This is a genomic window from Sulfitobacter geojensis (assembly GCF_000622325.1).
Classification (GTDB): domain Bacteria; phylum Pseudomonadota; class Alphaproteobacteria; order Rhodobacterales; family Rhodobacteraceae; genus Sulfitobacter; species Sulfitobacter geojensis.
Genome location: NZ_JASE01000003.1, coordinates 103,755 through 124,140 on the forward strand (window position 1 = coordinate 103,755; position 20,386 = coordinate 124,140).

Below are 20,386 nucleotides of genomic sequence, written 5' to 3' on the forward strand. Positions count from 1 at the left end.
TTAGTTGCTCAGCACTTTGAATTCGATCCGACGGTTCGCCCAACGGCCCTTGGCCGTGTCGTTCGTCGCGATCGGACTGCTTTCGCCATAGCCCTTGCTGACCAGCACATTCGGATCAAGATCACGCGAGGCCAAATACTGTTTGACTGACGCCGCGCGGCGTTCCGACAGACGCTGGTTTGTGGCATCACTGCCAACCGAATCCGTATGCCCGCCCACTTCGATCACCATATTGGGGCAGCGGGCGATGATACCGGCAAGGCTGTTGAGCAATGGTTCGCTTTTGGCGTCATGACGCGCACTGCCGGAAGGGAAATAGATGTTGCCCGTGCGCGACAGAATTTCGAAACGACCCTTGCACGCCTCGCGATCAAAGTCGCCTTCAACCTCAAGCGCCACCGACTCGGGCTTTTGCGTGACCACCGGTGCGACGGCTGCCGTTGTGCTGTTGCGGGCAAACACGAAATCGAACGATACCGTTGCGGAAGGCACAATCGTCACGCTTGCGGCATCCTGCAGTTTTTCCAATCCTTCTGTCAGGTTGAAATCGTCGACACTGATCGAAACCGGCGTTGTGCTGGCCACCGACACAAGATCCTGGCTCAACAATGTAACGGCAACGTTTGCATCAAAGGTTTTGCTCACCCCGTGCAAATCCATCGTATAGGTGACCGGCACAGTCTTGCGCCGCACGGTGGCAAGATCATTCAACACGGCCGCATCAATCTGGGTGGTGATGGTTGCGCTGGGGAATTTGAACGTTTCGAAAAACAAAAACCGCATGCGGACGTTACGCAGATCAACCTTCGTATCAACGGAATCAAGCAGGACCCGTACCTCGGTTGCGCCATCCGCAGCGATCGTCCCTTCCAGCGTGGCAAAACTGCTGGATTCGACGACAGTCTGCTTTTTGACAGACTGGAAATTCAACGCAGACATCTCTGGTTGCAAGGTCCAGCCGCCGGCGAACGGGTTCTGCTGTGCCTGTGCCGCTTGGCCAAATGCCGAAACCATCAAAACCGCAGCAAGCAAAACAGCACTTAGCGTCGAAGGTAAACTTCTCAAATAAATCATTATATTCTCCAGTATGCTCGATAATCCGGGCATGGTCGTTTCTGCTTAAATCACCCACATTCTTACACGACACCGGCTTTCGGGCCACCGGTTTTTTACCGCTGCGCTTTGTCGGCGGTGTCGCCTGCCACAAATCGTTCCGCCCGTTGCAAGTCGTCCGGCGTCGTAATTTTGAAATTTGCCGGATCGCCGTGCACGATTTTCACCTGCGTTCCCATGGCACGCACGATTTCCACGTCATCCGCGGCATCCCCCTGATAAGCCAAGTGGGCCGCACGCAGGACATCAAACCGAAACCCCTGCGGCGTTTGGGCCCGCCACAAACCATCCCGCGCAACAGGGGATGTCGCACGATCACCTTCGGCACGCCACAATGCATCAACAACCGGCAAAGCCGCAAAAGCCGCGTCAGATTGTACAAGTGCTGCCATGACATCACGCACGATACGCTGTGTCACAAAGGCCCGCGCACCGTCGTGCACCAATACAGTGTCCGGCTTGTGACCGGCCAAGGCCGTCAGCCCGTTCAATACCGACTCCACCCGTGTCTCACCGCCAAAGCTTGCGGGCAAAAGGCGGCTGTCGTTCAACCCTTCGATCGCCTGTGCATAGGCTTGCTGATCATCCCTGTGGATCACCGTTTGAATGCACGACACCTCGGGAAGGTCCAGAAACGTATCCAGACACCGGCGAAAGGCGCAAATCCCCGAGATAGGCAAATACTGCTTGGGCACGTCAGACCCGAACCGGCGACCACGGCCCGCAGCCACGACCAAAATCGCAGTGACTTTTTTAGGCTGTACCGGTGAATCGCTCATATCACCGGCACCCTACAGTTTTTCAAGGATCGTTAAAGCCGCGCTTTAGACAAAACTGCGCACCGTACGCAACGCCCCTTCCAGCGCCTTGCCTTCGGGATCTTGCAAAGCTGCTTCGCGCAAACGGCTCATCCAGGCCGCCGCATCCTCACGCCCCTTAAGCAAGCTGACTGCACCCATGACTGTGCCGAACTTTGTCAGGCCGCGCGCGTGCGTGTCCGAATATCCTTTGACCAAACGACGGTTTTTCAACATCTCGACGGCCAGCGCATAGTCGTGTTCCACCATTGCCAGACTCTCGCTCAGCCAGCTTTCAAGATGCGCAACCTCGACCTCATGTCGGCGGGTTTTCATTCGATAGCCCTTTAGCCCCCCCAGAAAGTGCAGCATCAAAAACGCGCGCAATGTATGGGTGCGCAACCGCCGACCCTTGCCAAACAACCGGTTCAGCAAAGCCATACGTTTGGGGTTCGCCTCCCATTTCGCGCCCATTCTGGCGGGCATCAAACTGGCCACCTCTTCGGCACGCGGGTGAAAGAATTCGGTCAGTTCAACCAGATTGGCTTCTTTTGCGCCCATCTCCTGACGGATACGGTCCAGACGCGGCGCACGGGTTTTCAAATCCGCCACCCGAATGATGTCGTCATACGCCATCGCGTTGGCAATATATTTCGCGGCGGTCGCGCCCAACTGCCAGTCTTGCGCGGCACTATCGCGTGCAATCACCGCGTCAAGCCGGTCAAGGTAGGTGGCACCATAAGCGCAATCCTGAAAATCAACGACCTTGGTCAACCCCGCCAAAGCCATTTGCTGAACTGGTGCAGGCAGGGCCTTTGCCCGTCCGACCAGCGTTTCCCATGTCTGCATTTCTGCTGCCGGACCTTGAAGAGCCGGTTGGGCAACGTCGGTTTCAACTTCTTCTTCCACGACGCCGTTCACAGCGGCATCAAATCCCGCATTGAACGCACGCAACGACGCATCGACACCCTTGCCGCTTGCCCTGATTGCATCTTCGAAAGCTTCGCGCGGAAACGGCAATGCGCCTGATCCGGCAAGTGCACCAAACAAGCTTGATGAAATAACCGACCCCTGATCAACGGCCAACCGGTCCATATCCGCAAGGATCAGTTGCTGGGCTGCGATCTCTGCCGCTGCAACCACCTCATCCGCATCGGCAATGCCATCACCCGGGGCCATCTTTTCCGACACCGCCAGGGCGCGGTGGGTCGACCCGATCAACACCGTCCGATCCGGCGTCACGAACCCGCGTATGATCGAACGCCCGACTTCCATCATTTCCGACGCGATCAGGATATCAACATCCCCCGCCGATGGGGCCAAAGCATAGACCGGCGATTCAGCCGCCGCTTCCATCATCTCGACGTAATAAACCGTTGCACCCGTACGCTGGGACACCCCCGCAACGCTGGTCGCCTGACAGGTAAAACCCTGCGCCCGCGCGACCGCTTCGATCCAGCCGGTCAGCACGCCGCCGCCTTGACCGCCTACAGCCATCACAACCAGTTTTATGATCTGGCCAACCCGTGCATCCGGTGTTTTTTGCGGCAGTACCATATTCATTGCATCGCCCCTTCAAGCCGCAGGCGTTTGCCATCGCGGCGCGCTTGCAACCAGCCGATGATCTTGCTGCGCAACCCGGCACGCCAGTTTTCAAACCCGCTGGGGTTATGAACCACATCCGCGCGGTAGAACGACGGACACAGCACAGCCGCATCCGCGACCTCGCCACAATTGCCGCACCCCACGCAGGTCTGGTCGATATGCGCAATCGGGTCATCGCGCAGCGGATCATCCAGCCGCTTCAATGACAGGGACGGACACCCCGACAAGCGGATACAGGCGTGATCACCCGTGCAAACATCGCTATCCACACCAAAGCGCGGCACATCCACGCGGCGCCCTTCCTTGATCGCCTTGTTACGGATCGGTTTTTCACGCCGCTGCTTGTTCAGCATACATTCGGACGAGGCAACGATCACCTTCGGCCCCTTGAAATCCGTCGTCAGCGCCTCGCGCACCGTGTCGCGCACATGGCCCACGTCATAGGTGTGATCAATCTGGCGGATCCATTCAACACCAACACCTTTCAAGGCCGCCTGAATCGGATTGCCGGTGGATTTGGTATCGTTTTGCGCGCGACTGGACAAAACATCCTGCCCGCCGGTCGCGGCAGAATAATAATTGTCGACGATCACAACGACATTGTCCGACTTATTGAACACCATGTTCCCGATCGAGGAACTAAGCCCGTTATGCCAGAACCCGCCATCGCCCAGCATGGAAATCGCACGACGTTCACCGCCCCCGTCAAAGGCCGCATTTGCCGCCGGGCCAAGACCGTAGCCCATGGTCGCGCCCCCGATTTCGAACGGCGGCAGTGAGCCGAACAAATGGCATCCAATGTCGCCGGTGATCTGGTGCTTGCCCAGCTCTTGTTCAACCAGTTTCATCCCCGCAAAAATCGGTCGTTCGGGGCAGCCGGTACAAAACCCCGGCGGACGGATAGGCACGGTTTCGCTTAGATCCGGGATCGCTGGCGCTTCCATATTCGGCGCGCGCACCTGTCCGGGCAACATATCGGGAGCCGCAGATTTCAAAAATGCCGTCACCCCGTCCAGCAAAACCTGACCGGTATATTCCCCCGCCATCGGCAGAACGTCCTTGCCATGAAGCTTCAGACTGCGACCCGCTTTATAAAGGTATGACCCAAGTTGCTGTTCGATGTGATCGGGCTGCCCTTCCTCAACGATCATCACGTGATCCTTGCCCTCGCAAAAGGCGTCAAATTCGTCTCTAACAATGGGATATGTGACGTTCAGACAATAAATCGGCACCTCTGTCTTCCCGAAGACATCCGCCAGCCCAAGGCGCTGCAACGCGCGGATCAACCCGTTGTACATGCCGCCTTGCACCACGATGCCCAGCTTGGCCTTGTCCGGTCCGAAAACCTCGTTCAACTTGTTCTCAACGATGAATTTCTCGGCGGCGGGCCAGCGGTTTTTGATCTTGTCCTGTTCATGCACATAGGACATTGGCGGCAATACCACGCGGTTGAAATCGGACTGCGGGTTGGCGATGGCATCCTTGACCGTCAGCGGGGGTGGCACGTTATCTCGGGTCGCGAAACTGCCGGTTACGTGGCACGATCTGATGCGCACCATCAACATCACCGGCGTATTGCTGGCCTCACTCAACTCGAACCCGTCTTTCACCGCTTTGGTGATCGACGGCAGGTTCGGACGCGGGTCCAGCATCCAGAACTGCGATTTCATCGCGAACCCGTGGCTGCGCTCCTGCATGATCGAAGACCCTTCGCCATAGTCCTCGCCGACAATCACCAAAGCACCGCCGTTCACACCACTCGAACACAGGTTCGCCAAAGCATCCGAGGCTACGTTCACGCCAACCGGCCCTTTGAACGTCACCGCACCCCGGATCGGATAGTGCACAGACGCCGCCAACATCGCTGCCGCCGCCGCTTCGGAGGCATTTGCCTCGAAACGCACACCCAATTCGCCCATTAGTTCTTCGGCATCGGCGAGCACATCCATCAGATGCGAAATTGGCGCCCCCTGATAGCCGCCAACATAGCCCACGCCATTTTCCAACAACGCCTTGGTAATCGCCAGAATCCCCTCTCCGGTAAAGACGTCGCCGTCGCCTTTGCGCAGGTGTTCCACCTCGGCCTTGAATGAACGTTCAGCCATTTTTACTCCTTAGAAATCGTGCTTGCGGATGTTGCGCAGCATGGTTTGCAACGTGCCGACAAAGGCACGTTTTTCTGCGTCATCGATACCTTTGAACATCGCGTCATACGCCGCTGACATATGCGGCCAAAGCTGGTCATATACTTCACGCCCCGCCTTCGTGATAAACACACGGGTGGCGCGACTGTCTTGTTGATCGGTTTCGCGCCGGATCAATCCGTTCTGATCCAACGTGTCTAATGCGCGACTTAGGGTCGATTGTTGCACAACCGCATAAACGGCCAGTTCGCGGATCAGAATACCGTCAATCACCGACAAAACCGCCAGCGACCGCATTTGCGGGGTGGTTAACCCCTGCTCTGCCATTTCACTGGAAATCGCCGCGTTATACCGCCCGATGATCCGGTTCATCAGATAGGGTGCGAAATTGCCAAGGCCCATTTCGCCCAAATCTTGCGCCTTGACCTGATCTTTCACGGGTTTGTTCATGCGCCCAGTCCTTTCGCCACGTTCAATCCAGAACCGCCGCCCAATCCCGGACCGGGATGTGTTGAGGCACCGATGTGATACAGGTTCTTGATCGCCGTCGCGTTGTTGACCTGCCCCGCGACAGGACGCCAGACAAAGAACTGGTCAAGCGTGCAGGCCCCGCCATAGGGATCGCCGCCCACAAGATTGACGTTCATCTGCTCAAGATCGCGGGGCGAATAGGCCCGCCGCGCCAGTTTGATCTGATCCCAGTTATTGATGTGTCCAGACAGGATACCCTCGATCCGGTCGGCAAAGGCCTCGCGCATGTATTCTGTCCAGTCGGCCGTGGTTTCGATCTCACCACCGGCATCACCTTTGATCACGCTCGGTGCGTCAGGGATCTGTAGCCACAGGATCGCCTTGCCCTCAGGACACCGCGTGGGGTCAAGCCGGTTCGGCTGACCCACACATATCGTCGGCACGGCGGGCAACATGCCGCGCTCTGCCTCGTTGCTGGATTTTGACACCGCATCAATACCGTCGGTCAAATGGATCAGGGCGACGTCCTCCAGATCGTCGGCCTTCCAATCGACCGGTCCGTCCAAGGCGAAATGCAGTTGAAAATTCCCCCGCCCGTGGCGGAATTTTTTGGCCGTTTCAGGTTGTGGACTGCCGCCCAGCAACCCGTCATAAAGCTGTCCGGGCGCGGTGCTGGCAATCACGTTCTTGGCCAGTATTCTTTCTGCCTGCGCCGTCTCTATGCCAATGGCTTTGCCGTTTTCGACGATAATTTTCGTCGCTTCGACACCTGTGCGAATGATGCCGCCATTGGCTTCGATCAGCGATCGGAACGCGGCCGCGGCTTGCCCTGCCCCGCCCTTCACAACCGGCGCGCCGGCGGCTTCCAGTGCAAAGGCGATCACACGCGACATTTGCCCGCCATAGGTCGCTTCAGGCGTCAGACCGACGTGCAACACCCATGCCGCCCAAAGCGCCTGAACATCGGCCGATGCATACCGGGTTTCCAGCCAACCACGCGACGGTTCCATTGCCTCGCCAAACCATGTCTTAAGCGGGCCAAGACCCTTTTTCCACGCCTGTTTCGCCAACAGCGTTATTGTCTGGCGGGACCACAAAGGTTGGCCGAGAAGCGCAAACAGGAACTCTGCATCCGCTTCAACAGCACCCACATCGCGCGCGTGTTGATCGCCGTCCCCTCCCGCTCGCGCATTGAACGCCGTAACATTCGCCGCGCGGTCCATGCCCAGAACAATCGAGGTGCCATTAGGGCGCAGCGCGGCGGTGGGATGTGCGCTGTGGCAGAACTCAAGCCCGTGTTTGCTCAGATCTTCTGCCAACGCGGCATAGGCGGGACTGGTCAGAAACAGCACAAAGGTCGCGGCCATAACGTCGTGATGGAACCCCGGAAGCGTCACCTCATCCGAGGTATACATGCAACCGCCAACGCGGTCTTCGCGCTCGACCACCAGCACGCTATCGCCCTTACGCGACAGCAATGCGCCAGCCACCAAGGCATTGATGCCCGAGCCGATAATCAGATGATCAAACGCGGCCACCGGTTCAGGCCTTCGGGACCAAAGCCAAGGCGCGGATCGGCGAACCGGTACCATCCTTGATCTTGAGCGGTGCAGCAATCAGGATTGCCCCTTTGGCTGGCACCTGTGACAGGTTGGCCAATGACGCAAGGCCAAAGCAATTGTCGCGGTGTAGCAGGTTATGCGCCGGATAAGGGGGCTCCATCCCGCCAGCCTGACCGGCATCCGTGCCAATGCATTGCGTACCCCAACCGACGATCTTTTTGCTCAGCAAGTACTCGATGCAATCAGGTGTCGGGCCGGGGGAGTGGGGACCGGTTTCGTCTGCATTAAGGAACTTGGCCTCATCATCCGCGCGGCTGTCCCAATCGGTGCGCATGACGACCCATTCGCCTGCGCCAATCTCGCCGTGCTCTTTCTCCCACGCCTTGACGCCGTCGGCGGTCAGCAGGAAATCCTCGTTCTCAGCACTCTCTTTTGAGCAGTCGATGACGTTGACCGGCGCGACCAGACGCTGCACATCCAGCTTGTCCGTATAACCGTCATCATAATCCTTGCCGGTAATCCAATGATGCGGCGCGTCAAAGTGTGTGCCGGAGTGTTCACCCAGAACCATCCAGTTCCACGCAAAGAACGGGCCGTCATTGTCATATTCGCTGATCTTGTGAATTTCGACCTTTGGTGTGTTCTTGGCAAAATCCGGCGGCAGTTGCAGGATCGGTGTGTCCGGTCCCAGCACGCCGGAACAATCGACGACTTCAACACCGCCAGAAGCCAGCATGGCCCCGAGGTTTCCCAAAATAACAGATGCGCTCATTTTCTAATCTCCCTGTGTCCCGCTCGTTTAACTTCGCGGTTGTATGATGAATCAAAGCTAGACAAAATTATATGCGTTTGCAATTATCTTATCGCAAGGGAGTGCTTGAAACGCATGTCAAACGCATTAGACGCAGTCATTATCGGCGCCGGACACAACTCATTGGCCTGTGCATGTCATCTTTCCGCGCGCGGCTGGAAAGTCGCCGTATACGAACAAGCGGCCGAAGCGGGCGGCGCGGTTAAATCAGGCGCATATACACTGCCGGGGTTTCGCCATGACTGGGCGGCGATGAACCTGTCCCTCTTTGCTGGCTCCGCCTTTCACACTGAAAACGCAGATGAACTTGCCAGAAACGGATTAAGCTTTGCACCAACCGGCAATCCGTTTGCCTCGGTCTTTCCTGACGGGCGTTGGTTGGGTGTTTCCAATGATGCCGCCCTGACAACCGCACGGGTGCGGGGGTTTTCCGACGCCGACGCCGAAGTATGGACCGAACTGACAAATAATTTCCCGACCGAAGCCGAATCGATTTTTGCGGTGCTTGGGGCGTCGATGGATTTGCGGGCGATTTCCACGTTGGGCTGGAAAACCTGGCGCAAACGGGGGGGCGGCGGCACGCTTGATCTCGCCCGTTTCCTGATGATGTCCCCCCGCGCATGGCTGGATCAAACCTTCGAAAGTGATCACGTCAAAGCAACCCTTGCCGCATGGGGCATGCACCTTGATTTTGCCCCCGACATCGCCGGCGGTGCGGTGTTTCCCTATCTCGAAGCGATGGCCGGACAGGCGTTTGGCATGGTGTTGGGTCAAGGGGGAGCCGACACAATGACCAAAGCGATGGTCAAAATGATCGAATCGCGCGGTGGTTCAGTGCATTGCGGGGCCAAGGTGACCGGCATCAAACATGCAGCAGGCCGCGCCTTTGGCATTATTCTGGAAGATGGCACTTTGGTAGAGGCTGAAAAAGCCGTGATCGCCAATGTCTCGCCCACCGCGTTGCACAAGCTGACCGGTGGCACGGATGATGCGCGCCATGACACGGCGATGACCACATACCAACACGCGCCGGGTACGATGATGATCCATCTGGCGATGGACGCCCTGCCCGACTGGACCGCCGCGGAACTCAAACGGTTTGCCTATGTGCACATCGCGCCCTCGCTCGACCAGATGGCGCGCACCTACGCTCAGGCCAAGGCCGGTTTGCTCCCCGATGAACCGGTCATTGTCGTCGGGCAACCAACGGTGGTTGATCCGTCACGCGCCCCGGCGGGCAAACATGTTTTATGGCTACAAGTCCGCATGGCCCCCGGCCAGATCAAAGGCGATGCCGCCGGCACCATTCCTGACAGAAACTGGCAGGATGCCGCTGCACCCTTTGCCGAACGCGCCCTCAATATTCTGGAAAGCTACGCCCCCGGCACGCGCGCCAAAATTCTGGGCCAGCACATTGTCACACCCGACATGCTTGAAGCTGACAACCCCAACCTTGTGGGCGGGGATCAGGTGTGCGGCAGTCATCATTTGCACCAACATTTCATGAACCGTCCCGCACGGGGATTTGCCGATGGAACCACTCCCATCAAAAACCTGTATCACACCGGCGCCGCTGTTTGGCCCGGTGCAGGCACAGGCGCAGGGTCCGGCACCCTGTTGGCGAAGAAACTTGCCGGAAAATAAACATAAAACCAAAGCCTAACAGGGAAAATCACCATGAAACTCTCAAGAAGAAGTCTTTTAAAAACCACCGCCGCTGCCGCAGCTTTTGCCACCGTCGGCCTGCCGTCCTTTGCGCAAGCGATCGACGAACTGGTCATTGCCTATAACGTCAACTTGCCCAGCTGGGACCCGACCGTGGGCCTTTCAGCGGTAAACCCGACCATTCAGGGATTTTACCAGTCGGTTTTTGATTTGTTCATCCCGCAGAACCCCGATCTGAGCTTTGGCTCCGGCATCATCACTGATTACGGATGGAACGACGACAACTCCGCCATTTGGATGGACGTGCGCGAAGGCGTCACCTGGCACAATGGCGATCCCCTGACGGCGGAAGACGTCGCTTGGTCCCTTGCCCGTGTGGCGAACCCTGATACGGGCAGCCCGATCCAGTTCATCTGGGGCAAGATCACCAACATCAAAGCCGAAGGCACCCGCGTGACTGCCGATATGCCGGAATATGAACCGACATTCTTTAAATGGATGTCTTTCCTGACCGGCTATGTCATGCCCAAGAAATACTACGAAGAAGTAGGTGCCGACGGGTTCGAGGCCGCGCCGATTGGCACCGGCCCCTATATGGTCGAGAAATTCGAGCGCAACGCGTTTGTGCGTCTGAAAGCCAATGAAAACTACTGGGGTGGCGCGCCGGAATTCAAAACCGTCACGATCAAATTCGTCACCGATGCGGCGTCCCGTGTGGCAGAAGTCGAGTCAGGCAATTCCCATGTAACGCTTGAAATCCCTTACGAGGAATTCGACCGCCTAAAGGCCAAGGACGGCCTGGCCGGTGTGGCCGAACCGATTTCCGACATCGGCATGATCTTCCTCAATGACATCGAAGCGATGACAGATCCTAACGTGCGCAAAGCGGCCGCGCATGCGATTGACAAGCAGCTGATCGTCGACCGTTTGCTGTCGGGCTATGGTGTGCCCATCGACACGCTGCAAACGCCGGATTACGTCGGGTACGACGACAGCATCAAGGTCGCTTACGACCCCGAGCTGTCCAAGAAATTGCTGGCTGATAGCGGATTCAGCACCGACAATCCGGTAAAGTTCAAGATCCAGACCACCAAAGGGTTCAAACCCAAAGACTATGAAATGGTGCAGGCCATCGTCGGCTTGTGGCGGCGTGTCGGGATCGAGGCAGAGATTGAAGTCTACGAAATCGCCAAACACTTTGAATTGCGCGCGGCGGATCAACTGGCCCCTGCGGCGTTCTACAACTGGGGCAACTCGGTGGGTGATCCGACAACCTCTACCGGATTTGCCATGTTCGGTCCTTCGCCGCACTCTGTCTGGGACGGGGAAGACACCTTTAACAAAATCCTGCCGCTTTGGGGCGAGGCCGACGAAGACAAACGGATTGCCGGCTGGAAAGAGGTGGACCGCAGCATCGCGGAAAACGCCGAAGTCATCCCCTTGCTGCAATACGTCCAACCGATTGTGCATGCCGCCGGGGTGACGGTGATGCCGCATCGTTCAGGCGCATTGTTACCGCATCTGATGACCCGATCGTAACGCAGATCTTCCTGACTGACGGGGCTACTTCACTGTAGTCCCGTCCTTTTTAGACAGGCTCCCATGACAGTTTTCAGAAACATCCTGATCCGGCTGCTGACCACAGCTGTGACCCTATTCGGCGTTGCAGTGATTGTTTTCGTGGTCATCCGTGTTGTGCCGGGCAATCCCATCGCGATGATGTTGCCCCCCGGCGCCACCGAGGCGGACATCGCGCGGTTGCAAGCACAATACGGGTTCGACAAATCCATTTTCCAGCAATTCGTGATCTGGCTGTCCGGTGTGATGCAGGGGGATTTCGGCACGTCGATTTCAACCCGACAACCCGTTGCCGGTCTCGTGCTGAGCCGCTTGCCCGCCACATTGGAGCTGTCCGTCGTCGCCCTGACAATCGCCGTGGTCATCGGAGGAACAATGGCGCTGCTGGGCACAAGGTTTCGCGATACCAAAGGCGAAGGCGTGGTCGATATTACCGCCGGCATGGCCCTTTCAATCCCTGATTTCCTTTGGGGATTGGTTTTAATCTTACTTTTCGGGGTGCTTTGGCCGGTATTTCACATCTCCGGCCGCATCTCGCCCGCGCTAAACATCGACTTTTCCACAAACTTTTACCTCTTTGAGGCGATTGCCAGACTGCGTTTTGACGTCATCGCAGATCTGGTCGGGCATATGTTTATGCCGGCTTTGGCGCTGGCCATTCCCTTGGCCGCAATCATCGCACAGCTATTAAAGCAGTCTCTAAAGGAAACAATGCACCTTGATTACGTCACCCTCGCCCGCACCAAGGGGTACGCCGAGAACCACGTGATCACCCGAGAGGCTTTGCCAAACGCAATCCTGCCAACGCTGACGCTGGTGGGCGTGCAATTCACCTTCCTGATTGGCGGCACCGTCATCATCGAGCGTCTGTTCAGCTATGAGGGTCTTGGCAATATGGCGATTGATGCGGTGATCAACCGTGATCTGCCCCTCATTCAGGGCATCGTGATCCTGTTCGCCCTGCTTTTTACCATCGTTAATCTGGTTGTTGATATGCTCTATGTCCTCCTCAATCCCAAACTCCGCCATGCGTGATGCCCGCGGTGACGTAAAACGCCCCATAGGGCTGCGACTCTGGCTGTCAGGCGGTTGGCTTGCGGTTTTGACGCTGGCAGCACTCTGTGCGCCGCTGATCGCCCCTAAGGACCCGTTGATGCAGGACTTGTTTCTGGGTCGCATGCCCCCCTTTTGGGTGTCCGGTGCAGAACCCGGCTATTTGCTCGGCACTGATTCATTGGGCCGCGATGTGTTAAGCCGCATACTCTATGGGACGCGTTTGGCTCTGATTGTCGCCTTGGTCGCGGGCAGCCTGACCTGTCTGATCGGCGCGACGTTGGGCTTGATCGCCGGATATTACCGCGGCTGGCCCGACCGGATCATCAGCCGCTTTGTCGATATCTGGATGGCCTTCCCGCCCGTGTTATTCGCAATCCTATTGATCGCGGTAATGGGCCCCGGTCTGATCTCAATCATCATCGCAATCGTCGTGATCGACTGGACCCGTTTCGCCCGCGTGATCCGCGCCGAGGCGATGTCACAAGGCGCGATGGACTATGTCGCCTCCGCACAGGTTGCAGGGCGCACAAGGTTCGGCACCATGCTGACGGAAATACTGCCCAACGTGCTGCCCACCATCGTGGCGCTGCTAACGCTGGAAATGGGGATCGCTGTCATTGTCGAGGCCATCCTGAGCTTCGTGAACCTGTCCATCTCAACGGACAGCCCGACGTGGGGCGGCATGATTGCGGAGGGCCGCACGTCCGTGCATCAGGCCTGGTGGGTTCTGGTATTCCCGCTGATCACATTGTTCCTGACCGTGCTGAGCTTCAGCCAATTGGGCGAAGGGTTGAAAGACCGCTTTGATCCGGTGCTGCGATGAGTAGTTTTCTTGAAATTAAAAACCTGACCGTACGGTTGCAGACCGGGACGCCGATCCTGCGCTCTGTTTCGTTGAACGTCACGGCCGGACAGGTCCATGGATTGGTCGGGGAATCCGGTGCCGGCAAGTCGATGATTGGCAAGGCGGTGCTGGGCACCCTGCCCCGCGCCTTGCAGGTGACTTCCGGTGAAATCTGGCTGGACGGTGTGAACCTGTCCGCCCTGTCCGCTGGTGAACGGCGCAAGGCGATCGGGGCTAAAGCCGCGCTGATCCCCCAGGATCCGCTGACCGCTTTGAACCCGTCAAAACGTATCGGGCCACAGATTACGCGGCGGCTGATTGATATCCTTGGCTGGCGCAAAGCAGATGCCGAAGGTCGCGCGATTGAGTTGTTGGGCGAGGTTCATATCCCCGACCCTGCCCGCGTAATGCAAAGCTATCCGCACGAGCTGTCAGGCGGGATGCGTCAGCGTATTTTAATCGCCTCTGCCTTTGCGGCCGAACCCAAACTGATCATTGCGGACGAGCCGACCACCGCCCTGGACGTGACAGTACAAAAACAAATCCTGCGCCTGATTGCCGAGATGCAGCAGCGCCATAACACCGCCCTGTTGTTCGTCACGCACGACCTTGGCGTGGTGTCCAAGGTCTGCGACACCCTGTCCGTCCTTTATGCTGGCAAAGTCGTTGAAGACGCGCGGATGCGGCGATTTTTCACCCGTCCGATCCACCCTTATTCTGCCGCCCTGCTTGCCGCCACCCCGACCTATACGGACCCGACTGGCAGCCTGACACCTGTGTCCCAAGACGTCATAGAGGCGACCGAACAGGAAGTGCGCGACCATGATGTGAGAGCTGGCCGATGATGTATGAAATTCGTGATCTACGCCTGTCCTTCCCGGACATGACGAAAAAGCCGTTGCTTGGCCCCGCGCCCCGGATCGAGGTGTTGAAAGGGCTTAGCTTCGATCTGCCGAAGGGTGCGGTACTTGGTATTGTCGGCGGTTCCGGCTCTGGCAAATCCACTTTGGGCCGCGCCATGTTGCGCCTGCTGGAACCAACGGACGGATCAGTGCTCTTTGACGGCGTTGATATCACCCACGCGAATGAGGACCAGTTGCGCAGCATGCGGCAAAGGTTCCAGATGATTTTTCAGGACCCCATGTCGTCGCTGAACCCGCGGCGCAGGGTCAGCGGCATCATCGCCGGCCCCCTTAAACTTCACGGCATGGAAGGGCTCCCTGCCCGTGTGAACGAAGCCTTGGACATGGTCGGCCTGCCCCGCAGCTTTGCAGCGCGCTACCCGCATGAGCTGTCCGGCGGTCAACGCCAGCGTGTCGGTATCGCCCGCGCGATTGCACTGCGGCCGGAGTTTATTCTGGCAGATGAAATTGTGTCGGGTTTGGATGTTTCGTCGCAGGCGCAGATCCTGAACCTGTTGGAAGAACTGGTGCGTGAACTGGGGTTAACACTGGCTTTTGTCAGCCACGATCTTTCTGTGATCCGCCGGCTTTGCACGCGAATTCTGGTGCTTCACCACGGCGTCATTGTCGAGGAAGGTGAAACCGCCGCCTTGTTCGATGCGCCTCAGGCAGCTTACACCAAAGAGCTGCTTGCCGCGATCCCGTTACCTGACCCGGATCAGCCCTGGCAATAATTGCCCATGGGCAATTTTGAAATTAACCTGTAATTTCAGTAGCTTGAAAAAATTGCCGCAACGCGCACGCGACGGCCAATCTTGATGCGCGGTTCAGCATGGGGTTTTGAGTATCTCATTGAATTCATGTGATTAATCCTGAATTGCCCATGGGCAATTCAGGATTTCCGCGTACTTAGATAACTCTCGAACGCGGCCCGCAGCGCGCCATCGGACAGGTCCGCATCAAAGGCCATGTGCACCTGTTTGCCCTGTTTCTTTACCATGATGCCCCGCTCCCCGGAACTGCGTGTGTATAGCTTGCCCGTGCTGACTTTCGCGGTTTTGACCTTCGGCTTGGCCACAGCAACCAGCCGTTTAAAAACCTCCTGCGCGTCGATGTAAGCGCCCTTACCTTGAGCGGCGCGAGCTTGGGATTTCGCGAGAAAAGCCGCTTCTTCCATGATCGCGGCCGCTTGATCCGGATTGCTCAGCAGTGGCTTTAGCGCGCGGGCGTGGCGCTCGCGGATGTCACGTTTGCTGGCAAAAGCATTCAGGATTTCTTCCGGCATTTTCGCCAGCACAAGATAGCGCGACAACCAAGGCGGACTGACTTCCAACCGCTCTGCCATCGCCTTTTGCGCACCGCCATAATACAGCCGGATCGCCTCGGCATAATCAACTGCGCGCTCGTAATCCGAGATATCCTCGCGATCGCGGTTTTCGATATCGGCAAGGCGAAATGCCTCTTCATCGGTCAGGTCGCGCACTTCGACCAAATAACGATATTGGGGGTAATTGTTGGCCCGCAACCAGCTGACAGCGTAGTGACGCCGCGCGCCACAGATGACCTCGAAATCATGCTCTGAACCTTCCAGCCGACGGACAATGGCCGGAAATTCCTGCTGCCCCTGCGCCTTGATCCCGTCAATCAGATCGCGACAGTTTTCTTCGCTCAGCAACGCGTAATCGCGGTTGTGGCGTTCCCACATGCGGCAGCGTTCGGGGTCAACCAGATGCAGGGTTTTCTCCTGCCGCTCGCCGGTCATCCGCTCGCCGATCGAAGTAGAGCGTTTGAGGAAACGCGCACCGCCGCGCTCTGTACTTGGGCTCGGGGTATCCAGCCCGCTTAGGACATCATCGAAAATTGCATCATGTTTCTTGCTCATAACAATCCCTCCTTGCGCAATGCGCTGTGGTGGCTGGGCCAGGTTTTGCGGATCAACAATTCGATCTCGGAATTCACCGCATCCAGATAGGCGCGGCAGCGTTTGTGGGTCTCTGTCCGCGTGCCCGCGCCGGTCAGCTCATAGACCGTTGAAAGGTTCGCAGCAGCATTGTCGATCTCGGCAGAATCCTTGAGCACAGCACTTAACATATCCATCGGAAACACCGCTTCCATCATGCGCTTGATTGCGACATGAGCGGATTTCCCGTCATTCATTTTGGTTGCGAGAATTTTAACAAATGAATAATCGCGCGCACCCCCTGCACGTGCGAGTTCTTCCAGCGTTGCGCCCATCATTTTGAGGAAGTGCGCGGTGGAGCCGAAATCAATATTGTTGGGCGGGGCAGGGATGACGAGAGCATTCGCCGCCCTGAGAACCGAAAGCGACAGCATGCCAAGGGCAGGGGGCGGGTCCATCAAAATGACGTCGAAATTCCCCTTGATAGACTCTATTCCGTCGCGCAACCGGTCCAGAACAAAACTGCTGTCACGCGCCATACGGGCGGCAAATTCATATTCCGCGTCATAGAGGCCAAGGTTGGCGGGGATCAATGCGATGCCCGGCCAATAGGTCGCGCGTAAAGCGTAGTGCAGGCTGGACGGGCCACCATGACGAAAGAAGGGGTAGAGCGTGTCATCATCCTCGTCTACGTCCACATCAGGGTTCAGGCCGAACATCGACGTGGTGCTGGCCTGACTGTCACAGTCTATGACGCAGACACGATAGCCCTTTAACGCAAGAAACTGCGCCAGATGACACACCATCGTGGATTTGCCGACGCCCCCCTTAAAGTTCTGAACAGCCAGCACCATTGCCGGATCCTCAGGGCTGCGATGGGGGAGGGTGCCAAAAACCTCGCGCATGGTGTTCACCTGTGCGAGCGAATACCCGGTGCGCCGGCCGGTATCTGCGTCCTTTTCCGGCGCTGGCAGGCGTCCGTCCGCCTCTGCATCGCGGATCAGTTTGTCGCTGCGTCCGACCATTTCAGCGGCTTTGCGCACATTGAAGCGCAGGTCGAGCGACTTGGCGATGCCGGGTGCATAGACCCGCTCGCGCAGTCTTTCTATGACGGTGCTGGCGCGGTCGCTTAGGTTACCAAGTTCGGTTAATGTTACCGGGGGAAGAACGGGCTGCTGCATTTTATGCCTCTACTGTAGGGTTGATAGAATCATGGACTGTTCGGCGGACCGGCTCAAGTGTGAATTTTTCGCCGAAATCTTGAAAAAGTCGGAAATTGCGATGAGCTACTCAAAGGTTCGTCAAATTGCCCGATCCAGATGAAACAGGGGCTGCTAAAGCACCTAAGCACCCGATCTGTAAGGTTTAGGTGTTTTGATGATTTTGGTCATCTCAGCCAAACGCTTTTCCACAAAAAACTAAAACTCGAAAACACCCTTCTGGTTCTGGATTCTTAGTGTTCATTGTTCCATGCGCGATTTACCCTTGTTTATAGGGGGATTCAGAGACTAACACTTACCTTTAGGGGTGTATTGGCTTACCTTTCGGGGCGGTTCACCTTACGTATCGGGGCCGCTGGGATTACAGATTGGATGGGCTCTAATACTTACTTTTCGGGTGGCTCCCCTGGCGGTGGTTTCACGTGGTAATATAGCCCAACGGAACAAGGGCTTACGAATCACAGGCGCGAAATCACGCAGAACCAATGCTTACAAATTGGGTGATAGACCCGTCGCGGCACCTGTGATATCTTACGCCCAGATAATAACAAAAGTAAGTTTTGCACGTAAGGCAGGACATGAGCAAAGCCTATCGCACGGTTGAGGCACGGCCAAATGCGCAGACATTGGTTAAGCCCGGAGAATTGGTGGACCTTGTTGAGGTCACGCCGCTGACGCTGGCCGACCGGCGTATTTATAACCAGTTGTTGGAAAACGCGTGGGACGCGATTGAAAAACCGGTGACCCATGTGATTGCCAAATCCGATCTGCGCGGGTCGCATAATTCCAACGACAGGGTAGGGGCCTCGATCGAGCGTTTGATGGCCTCGATTGTCAAAATCCAGATCATGCGGGACGGGGAACCTGCGATCGAACGCGTGCAGCTGTTGGGCGGTAACGTCGAAACCGCGCGGCGGGACGGGTTGCTGGAATATGAAATCCCCCAGCGCCTGCGCCGGATCATCAAGGACAGCACTGTGTTTGCGCGGTTGCAGCGTGAGGTGATGTTTGCGCTGTCGTCGAAATATGCGCTGACGCTCTACGAGATGGTGCAAAAGCGTGGCAACCTGCGCTGGCGCTCGTCGGAGAAGTTTTCGCTTGAAGACATGCGCGGTGTCTTGGGCGTGCCAAAGGGCAAATTGACGTCTTGGTCGAACCTGAAACTGCGGGCGATTGATCCGGCCGTCGAAGAGGTGTCTGTGCTGTCGGATTTTGTGGTCGAGGTCGAGCCGATCAAGACCGGCCGACGCGTAACCCATATCGAGCTGCGCTGGTGGCGCAAGGATGCAGGCGGCAAGGCGGAGGTCGAGCGCGAATTGCAGTTTTCCAAGGTGGGACGCAAAGAGCGTGTTGAGGCAAAAGCCGAGAGCATGCGACCGCGGCCAAGTTGGCTGGACGCGAAGGGGGCGGCCCTGCGGTCGGAAACCTATGAAACTGTGAAACTGCGTTTTCCCGGATATGACATTTATTTCGTTGAAGGGCAGTGGCGTGCATGGGCGGCAGGCAAACCGCCAGCGCGTGATCCCGACAAGGCCTATCTGGCTTTCTTCAAAACATACGCACAAAATAACCCCATTTAGAGACTGATAATATGACAGATGACGCGGGATACTTCTTGTACCATTCCATTGGTATGTACCCAGATAAAGCAACAGACATGGCCCGCGCGTTCGACGGGTTTTCCCAGATTTGGGGCGGCTTGAATGACAGCCAATGGCCCGATGTCCTGACGCAACGGGCGGTATTTCTGAAACTGTGGCGGGATCTGATTGATGCGCCCGACGGCACATTGACCAGCGCGGAGAATGTGACGACGGGGCTGTTTTCCGTATTGGGCGGTTTGCCGGCAGAGCGTCTGCGCGGCAAGAAGGTGTTGATCGCGGCGGATTGTTTTCCGTCGTTGCATTTCCTCTTGAACGGCATGGCCGACCGCTTGGGCTATACCCTTGAAACCGTGCCGGTGCGGCAGGGGGATTTCTGGGTTCGCGATGAGGACATGCTGGCGGCGTGGGACGAAAGCGTCGGGCTGGCCTTGCTGACTTTTGTGACCTCAACCTCTTCGCATCGTTGTGATCTGGATGCCTTGATCGCGCATGGTCATAAGATGGGATCGCTCGTTGGCGTTGATCTGACGCAAGGCATCGGGATTATTCCGTTTTCGCTGGCGAAGACGCCGGCGGATTTTGTTGTTTCAACTTCGCTGAAATGGCTGTGCGGTACGCCGGGGGCGGGCATTATCCAGATGCGCGCCGGTCTGCTGGCCGAGGTGAAGCCGGAACTGCGGGGATGGTTTTCGCAGGACAACCCGTTTTCATGGGATCTGGATGCCTTCGAATATGCGCCGGATGCACGGCGTTTTGAACATGGTACGCCGTCGGTTCTGGCCTGTGTAGGCTCTGTTCCGGCGCTTGAGTGGCATGCCGGACAAAAGGGGTTGTTGGCGCATAACCGTGTGTTGACGGCGTCCATTCTGGATGAAGCGCGACAGCTGGATATGCAGATTGCAACGCCGGTTGATCCTGACAAGAGAGGCGGATCTGTGATGGTGGAATTGCCTGTTCACGTTGATCCGGTTGCGTTGGTTAACGGGTTGCGAGAACAGGGTTTGCACGTGGACGCACGCGCGCGCATTTTGCGACTGTCACCGGGAAATGTGACAAGGCTGGATCATGTCGAACGGTTGTTCGCGGCGATAAAGGCCCTGAGTTAGAGACACCT

General features: G+C 57.2%; 17 protein-coding genes. 8 read left to right on the top strand and 9 right to left on the bottom strand.

Annotation, left to right across the window (positions count from 1 at the left end):
• From Z947_RS0101785 to Z947_RS0101815, 7 genes are all read right to left on the bottom strand, one after another.
• Entirely contained in the window at window positions 1–1,074 is a 1,074-nt protein-coding gene (locus Z947_RS0101785; RefSeq protein WP_025042596.1) for an OmpA family protein, read from the bottom strand.
• A gap of 95 nt (window positions 1,075–1,169) precedes the next feature.
• Window positions 1,170–1,892, bottom strand: coding sequence for a 2-C-methyl-D-erythritol 4-phosphate cytidylyltransferase (gene ispD, locus Z947_RS0101790; protein WP_025042597.1), 723 nt, complete (start codon window positions 1,890–1,892; stop codon window positions 1,170–1,172).
• Between the two features lie 45 nt (window positions 1,893–1,937).
• The gene (locus tag Z947_RS0101795) at window positions 1,938–3,473 is read right to left on the bottom strand and encodes an indolepyruvate oxidoreductase subunit beta family protein (RefSeq protein ID WP_025042598.1); all 1,536 of its coding nucleotides are present in this window, start codon (window positions 3,471–3,473) and stop codon (window positions 1,938–1,940) included.
• A complete protein-coding gene (locus Z947_RS0101800) occupies window positions 3,470–5,620 on the bottom strand; it encodes a thiamine pyrophosphate-dependent enzyme (RefSeq protein ID WP_025042599.1) in 2,151 nt (716 codons plus the stop codon). Before Z947_RS0101800 ends, Z947_RS0101795 begins: the two co-directional genes overlap by 4 nt.
• A gap of 9 nt (window positions 5,621–5,629) precedes the next feature.
• Window positions 5,630–6,109: a MarR family winged helix-turn-helix transcriptional regulator gene (locus Z947_RS0101805; protein ID WP_025042600.1), complete on the bottom strand. Its 480-nt coding sequence runs from the start codon at window positions 6,107–6,109 to the stop codon at window positions 5,630–5,632.
• Window positions 6,106–7,668 (bottom strand): phytoene desaturase family protein, encoded by a 1,563-nt coding sequence (locus Z947_RS0101810; RefSeq protein WP_025042601.1) that lies wholly within the window; start codon window positions 7,666–7,668, stop codon window positions 6,106–6,108. The genes Z947_RS0101805 and Z947_RS0101810 overlap by 4 nt, the downstream gene beginning before the upstream one ends.
• 4 nt (window positions 7,669–7,672) lie before the next feature.
• Window positions 7,673–8,464: a cyclase family protein gene (locus Z947_RS0101815; protein ID WP_025042602.1), complete on the bottom strand. Its 792-nt coding sequence runs from the start codon at window positions 8,462–8,464 to the stop codon at window positions 7,673–7,675.
• Window positions 8,465–8,578: 114 nt separating this feature from the next.
• Here Z947_RS0101815 and Z947_RS0101820 point away from each other — a divergent pair, with 114 nt between their 5' ends.
• The 6 genes from Z947_RS0101820 (at window position 8,579) to Z947_RS0101845 (ending at window position 15,282) form a co-directional block, all read left to right on the top strand.
• The gene (locus Z947_RS0101820) at window positions 8,579–10,147 is read left to right on the top strand and encodes a phytoene desaturase family protein (RefSeq protein WP_025042603.1); all 1,569 of its coding nucleotides are present in this window, start codon (window positions 8,579–8,581) and stop codon (window positions 10,145–10,147) included.
• Between the two features lie 33 nt (window positions 10,148–10,180).
• On the top strand, window positions 10,181–11,707 hold the full coding sequence (locus Z947_RS0101825) for an ABC transporter substrate-binding protein (protein ID WP_025042604.1): 1,527 nt from the start codon (window positions 10,181–10,183) through the stop codon (window positions 11,705–11,707).
• Between the two features lie 63 nt (window positions 11,708–11,770).
• Window positions 11,771–12,781: an ABC transporter permease gene (locus tag Z947_RS0101830; protein ID WP_025042605.1), complete on the top strand. Its 1,011-nt coding sequence runs from the start codon at window positions 11,771–11,773 to the stop codon at window positions 12,779–12,781.
• Window positions 12,774–13,625: an ABC transporter permease gene (locus Z947_RS0101835; protein ID WP_025042606.1), complete on the top strand. Its 852-nt coding sequence runs from the start codon at window positions 12,774–12,776 to the stop codon at window positions 13,623–13,625. The genes Z947_RS0101830 and Z947_RS0101835 overlap by 8 nt, the downstream gene beginning before the upstream one ends.
• Window positions 13,622–14,491, top strand: coding sequence for an ABC transporter ATP-binding protein (locus tag Z947_RS0101840; RefSeq protein WP_025042607.1), 870 nt, complete (start codon window positions 13,622–13,624; stop codon window positions 14,489–14,491). The genes Z947_RS0101835 and Z947_RS0101840 overlap by 4 nt, the downstream gene beginning before the upstream one ends.
• Window positions 14,488–15,282 carry an ATP-binding cassette domain-containing protein gene (locus tag Z947_RS0101845; protein WP_240477498.1) on the top strand — a complete coding sequence of 265 codons (795 nt, stop codon included), beginning with the start codon at window positions 14,488–14,490 and terminating at the stop codon, window positions 15,280–15,282. Before Z947_RS0101840 ends, Z947_RS0101845 begins: the two co-directional genes overlap by 4 nt.
• Window positions 15,283–15,440: 158 nt before the next feature.
• Here Z947_RS0101845 and Z947_RS0101850 read toward each other — a convergent pair whose 3' ends face one another.
• Together Z947_RS0101850 and Z947_RS0101855 are read right to left on the bottom strand one after the other, a co-directional pair.
• Window positions 15,441–16,430 (bottom strand): ParB/RepB/Spo0J family partition protein, encoded by a 990-nt coding sequence (locus Z947_RS0101850; protein WP_025042609.1) that lies wholly within the window; start codon window positions 16,428–16,430, stop codon window positions 15,441–15,443.
• The gene (locus tag Z947_RS0101855) at window positions 16,427–17,629 is read right to left on the bottom strand and encodes an AAA family ATPase (RefSeq protein ID WP_025042610.1); all 1,203 of its coding nucleotides are present in this window, start codon (window positions 17,627–17,629) and stop codon (window positions 16,427–16,429) included. The genes Z947_RS0101850 and Z947_RS0101855 overlap by 4 nt, the downstream gene beginning before the upstream one ends.
• A 617-nt stretch (window positions 17,630–18,246) precedes the next feature.
• Between Z947_RS0101855 and Z947_RS0101860 the strand changes: the two genes are divergently transcribed.
• Together Z947_RS0101860 and Z947_RS0101865 are read left to right on the top strand one after the other, a co-directional pair.
• A complete protein-coding gene (locus tag Z947_RS0101860) occupies window positions 18,247–19,248 on the top strand; it encodes a replication initiation protein (protein WP_025042611.1) in 1,002 nt (333 codons plus the stop codon).
• A 77-nt stretch (window positions 19,249–19,325) separates the two neighbouring features.
• Window positions 19,326–20,378: an aminotransferase class V-fold PLP-dependent enzyme gene (locus Z947_RS0101865; RefSeq protein ID WP_240477499.1), complete on the top strand. Its 1,053-nt coding sequence runs from the start codon at window positions 19,326–19,328 to the stop codon at window positions 20,376–20,378.
• Window positions 20,379–20,386: the final 8 nt, after the last annotated feature.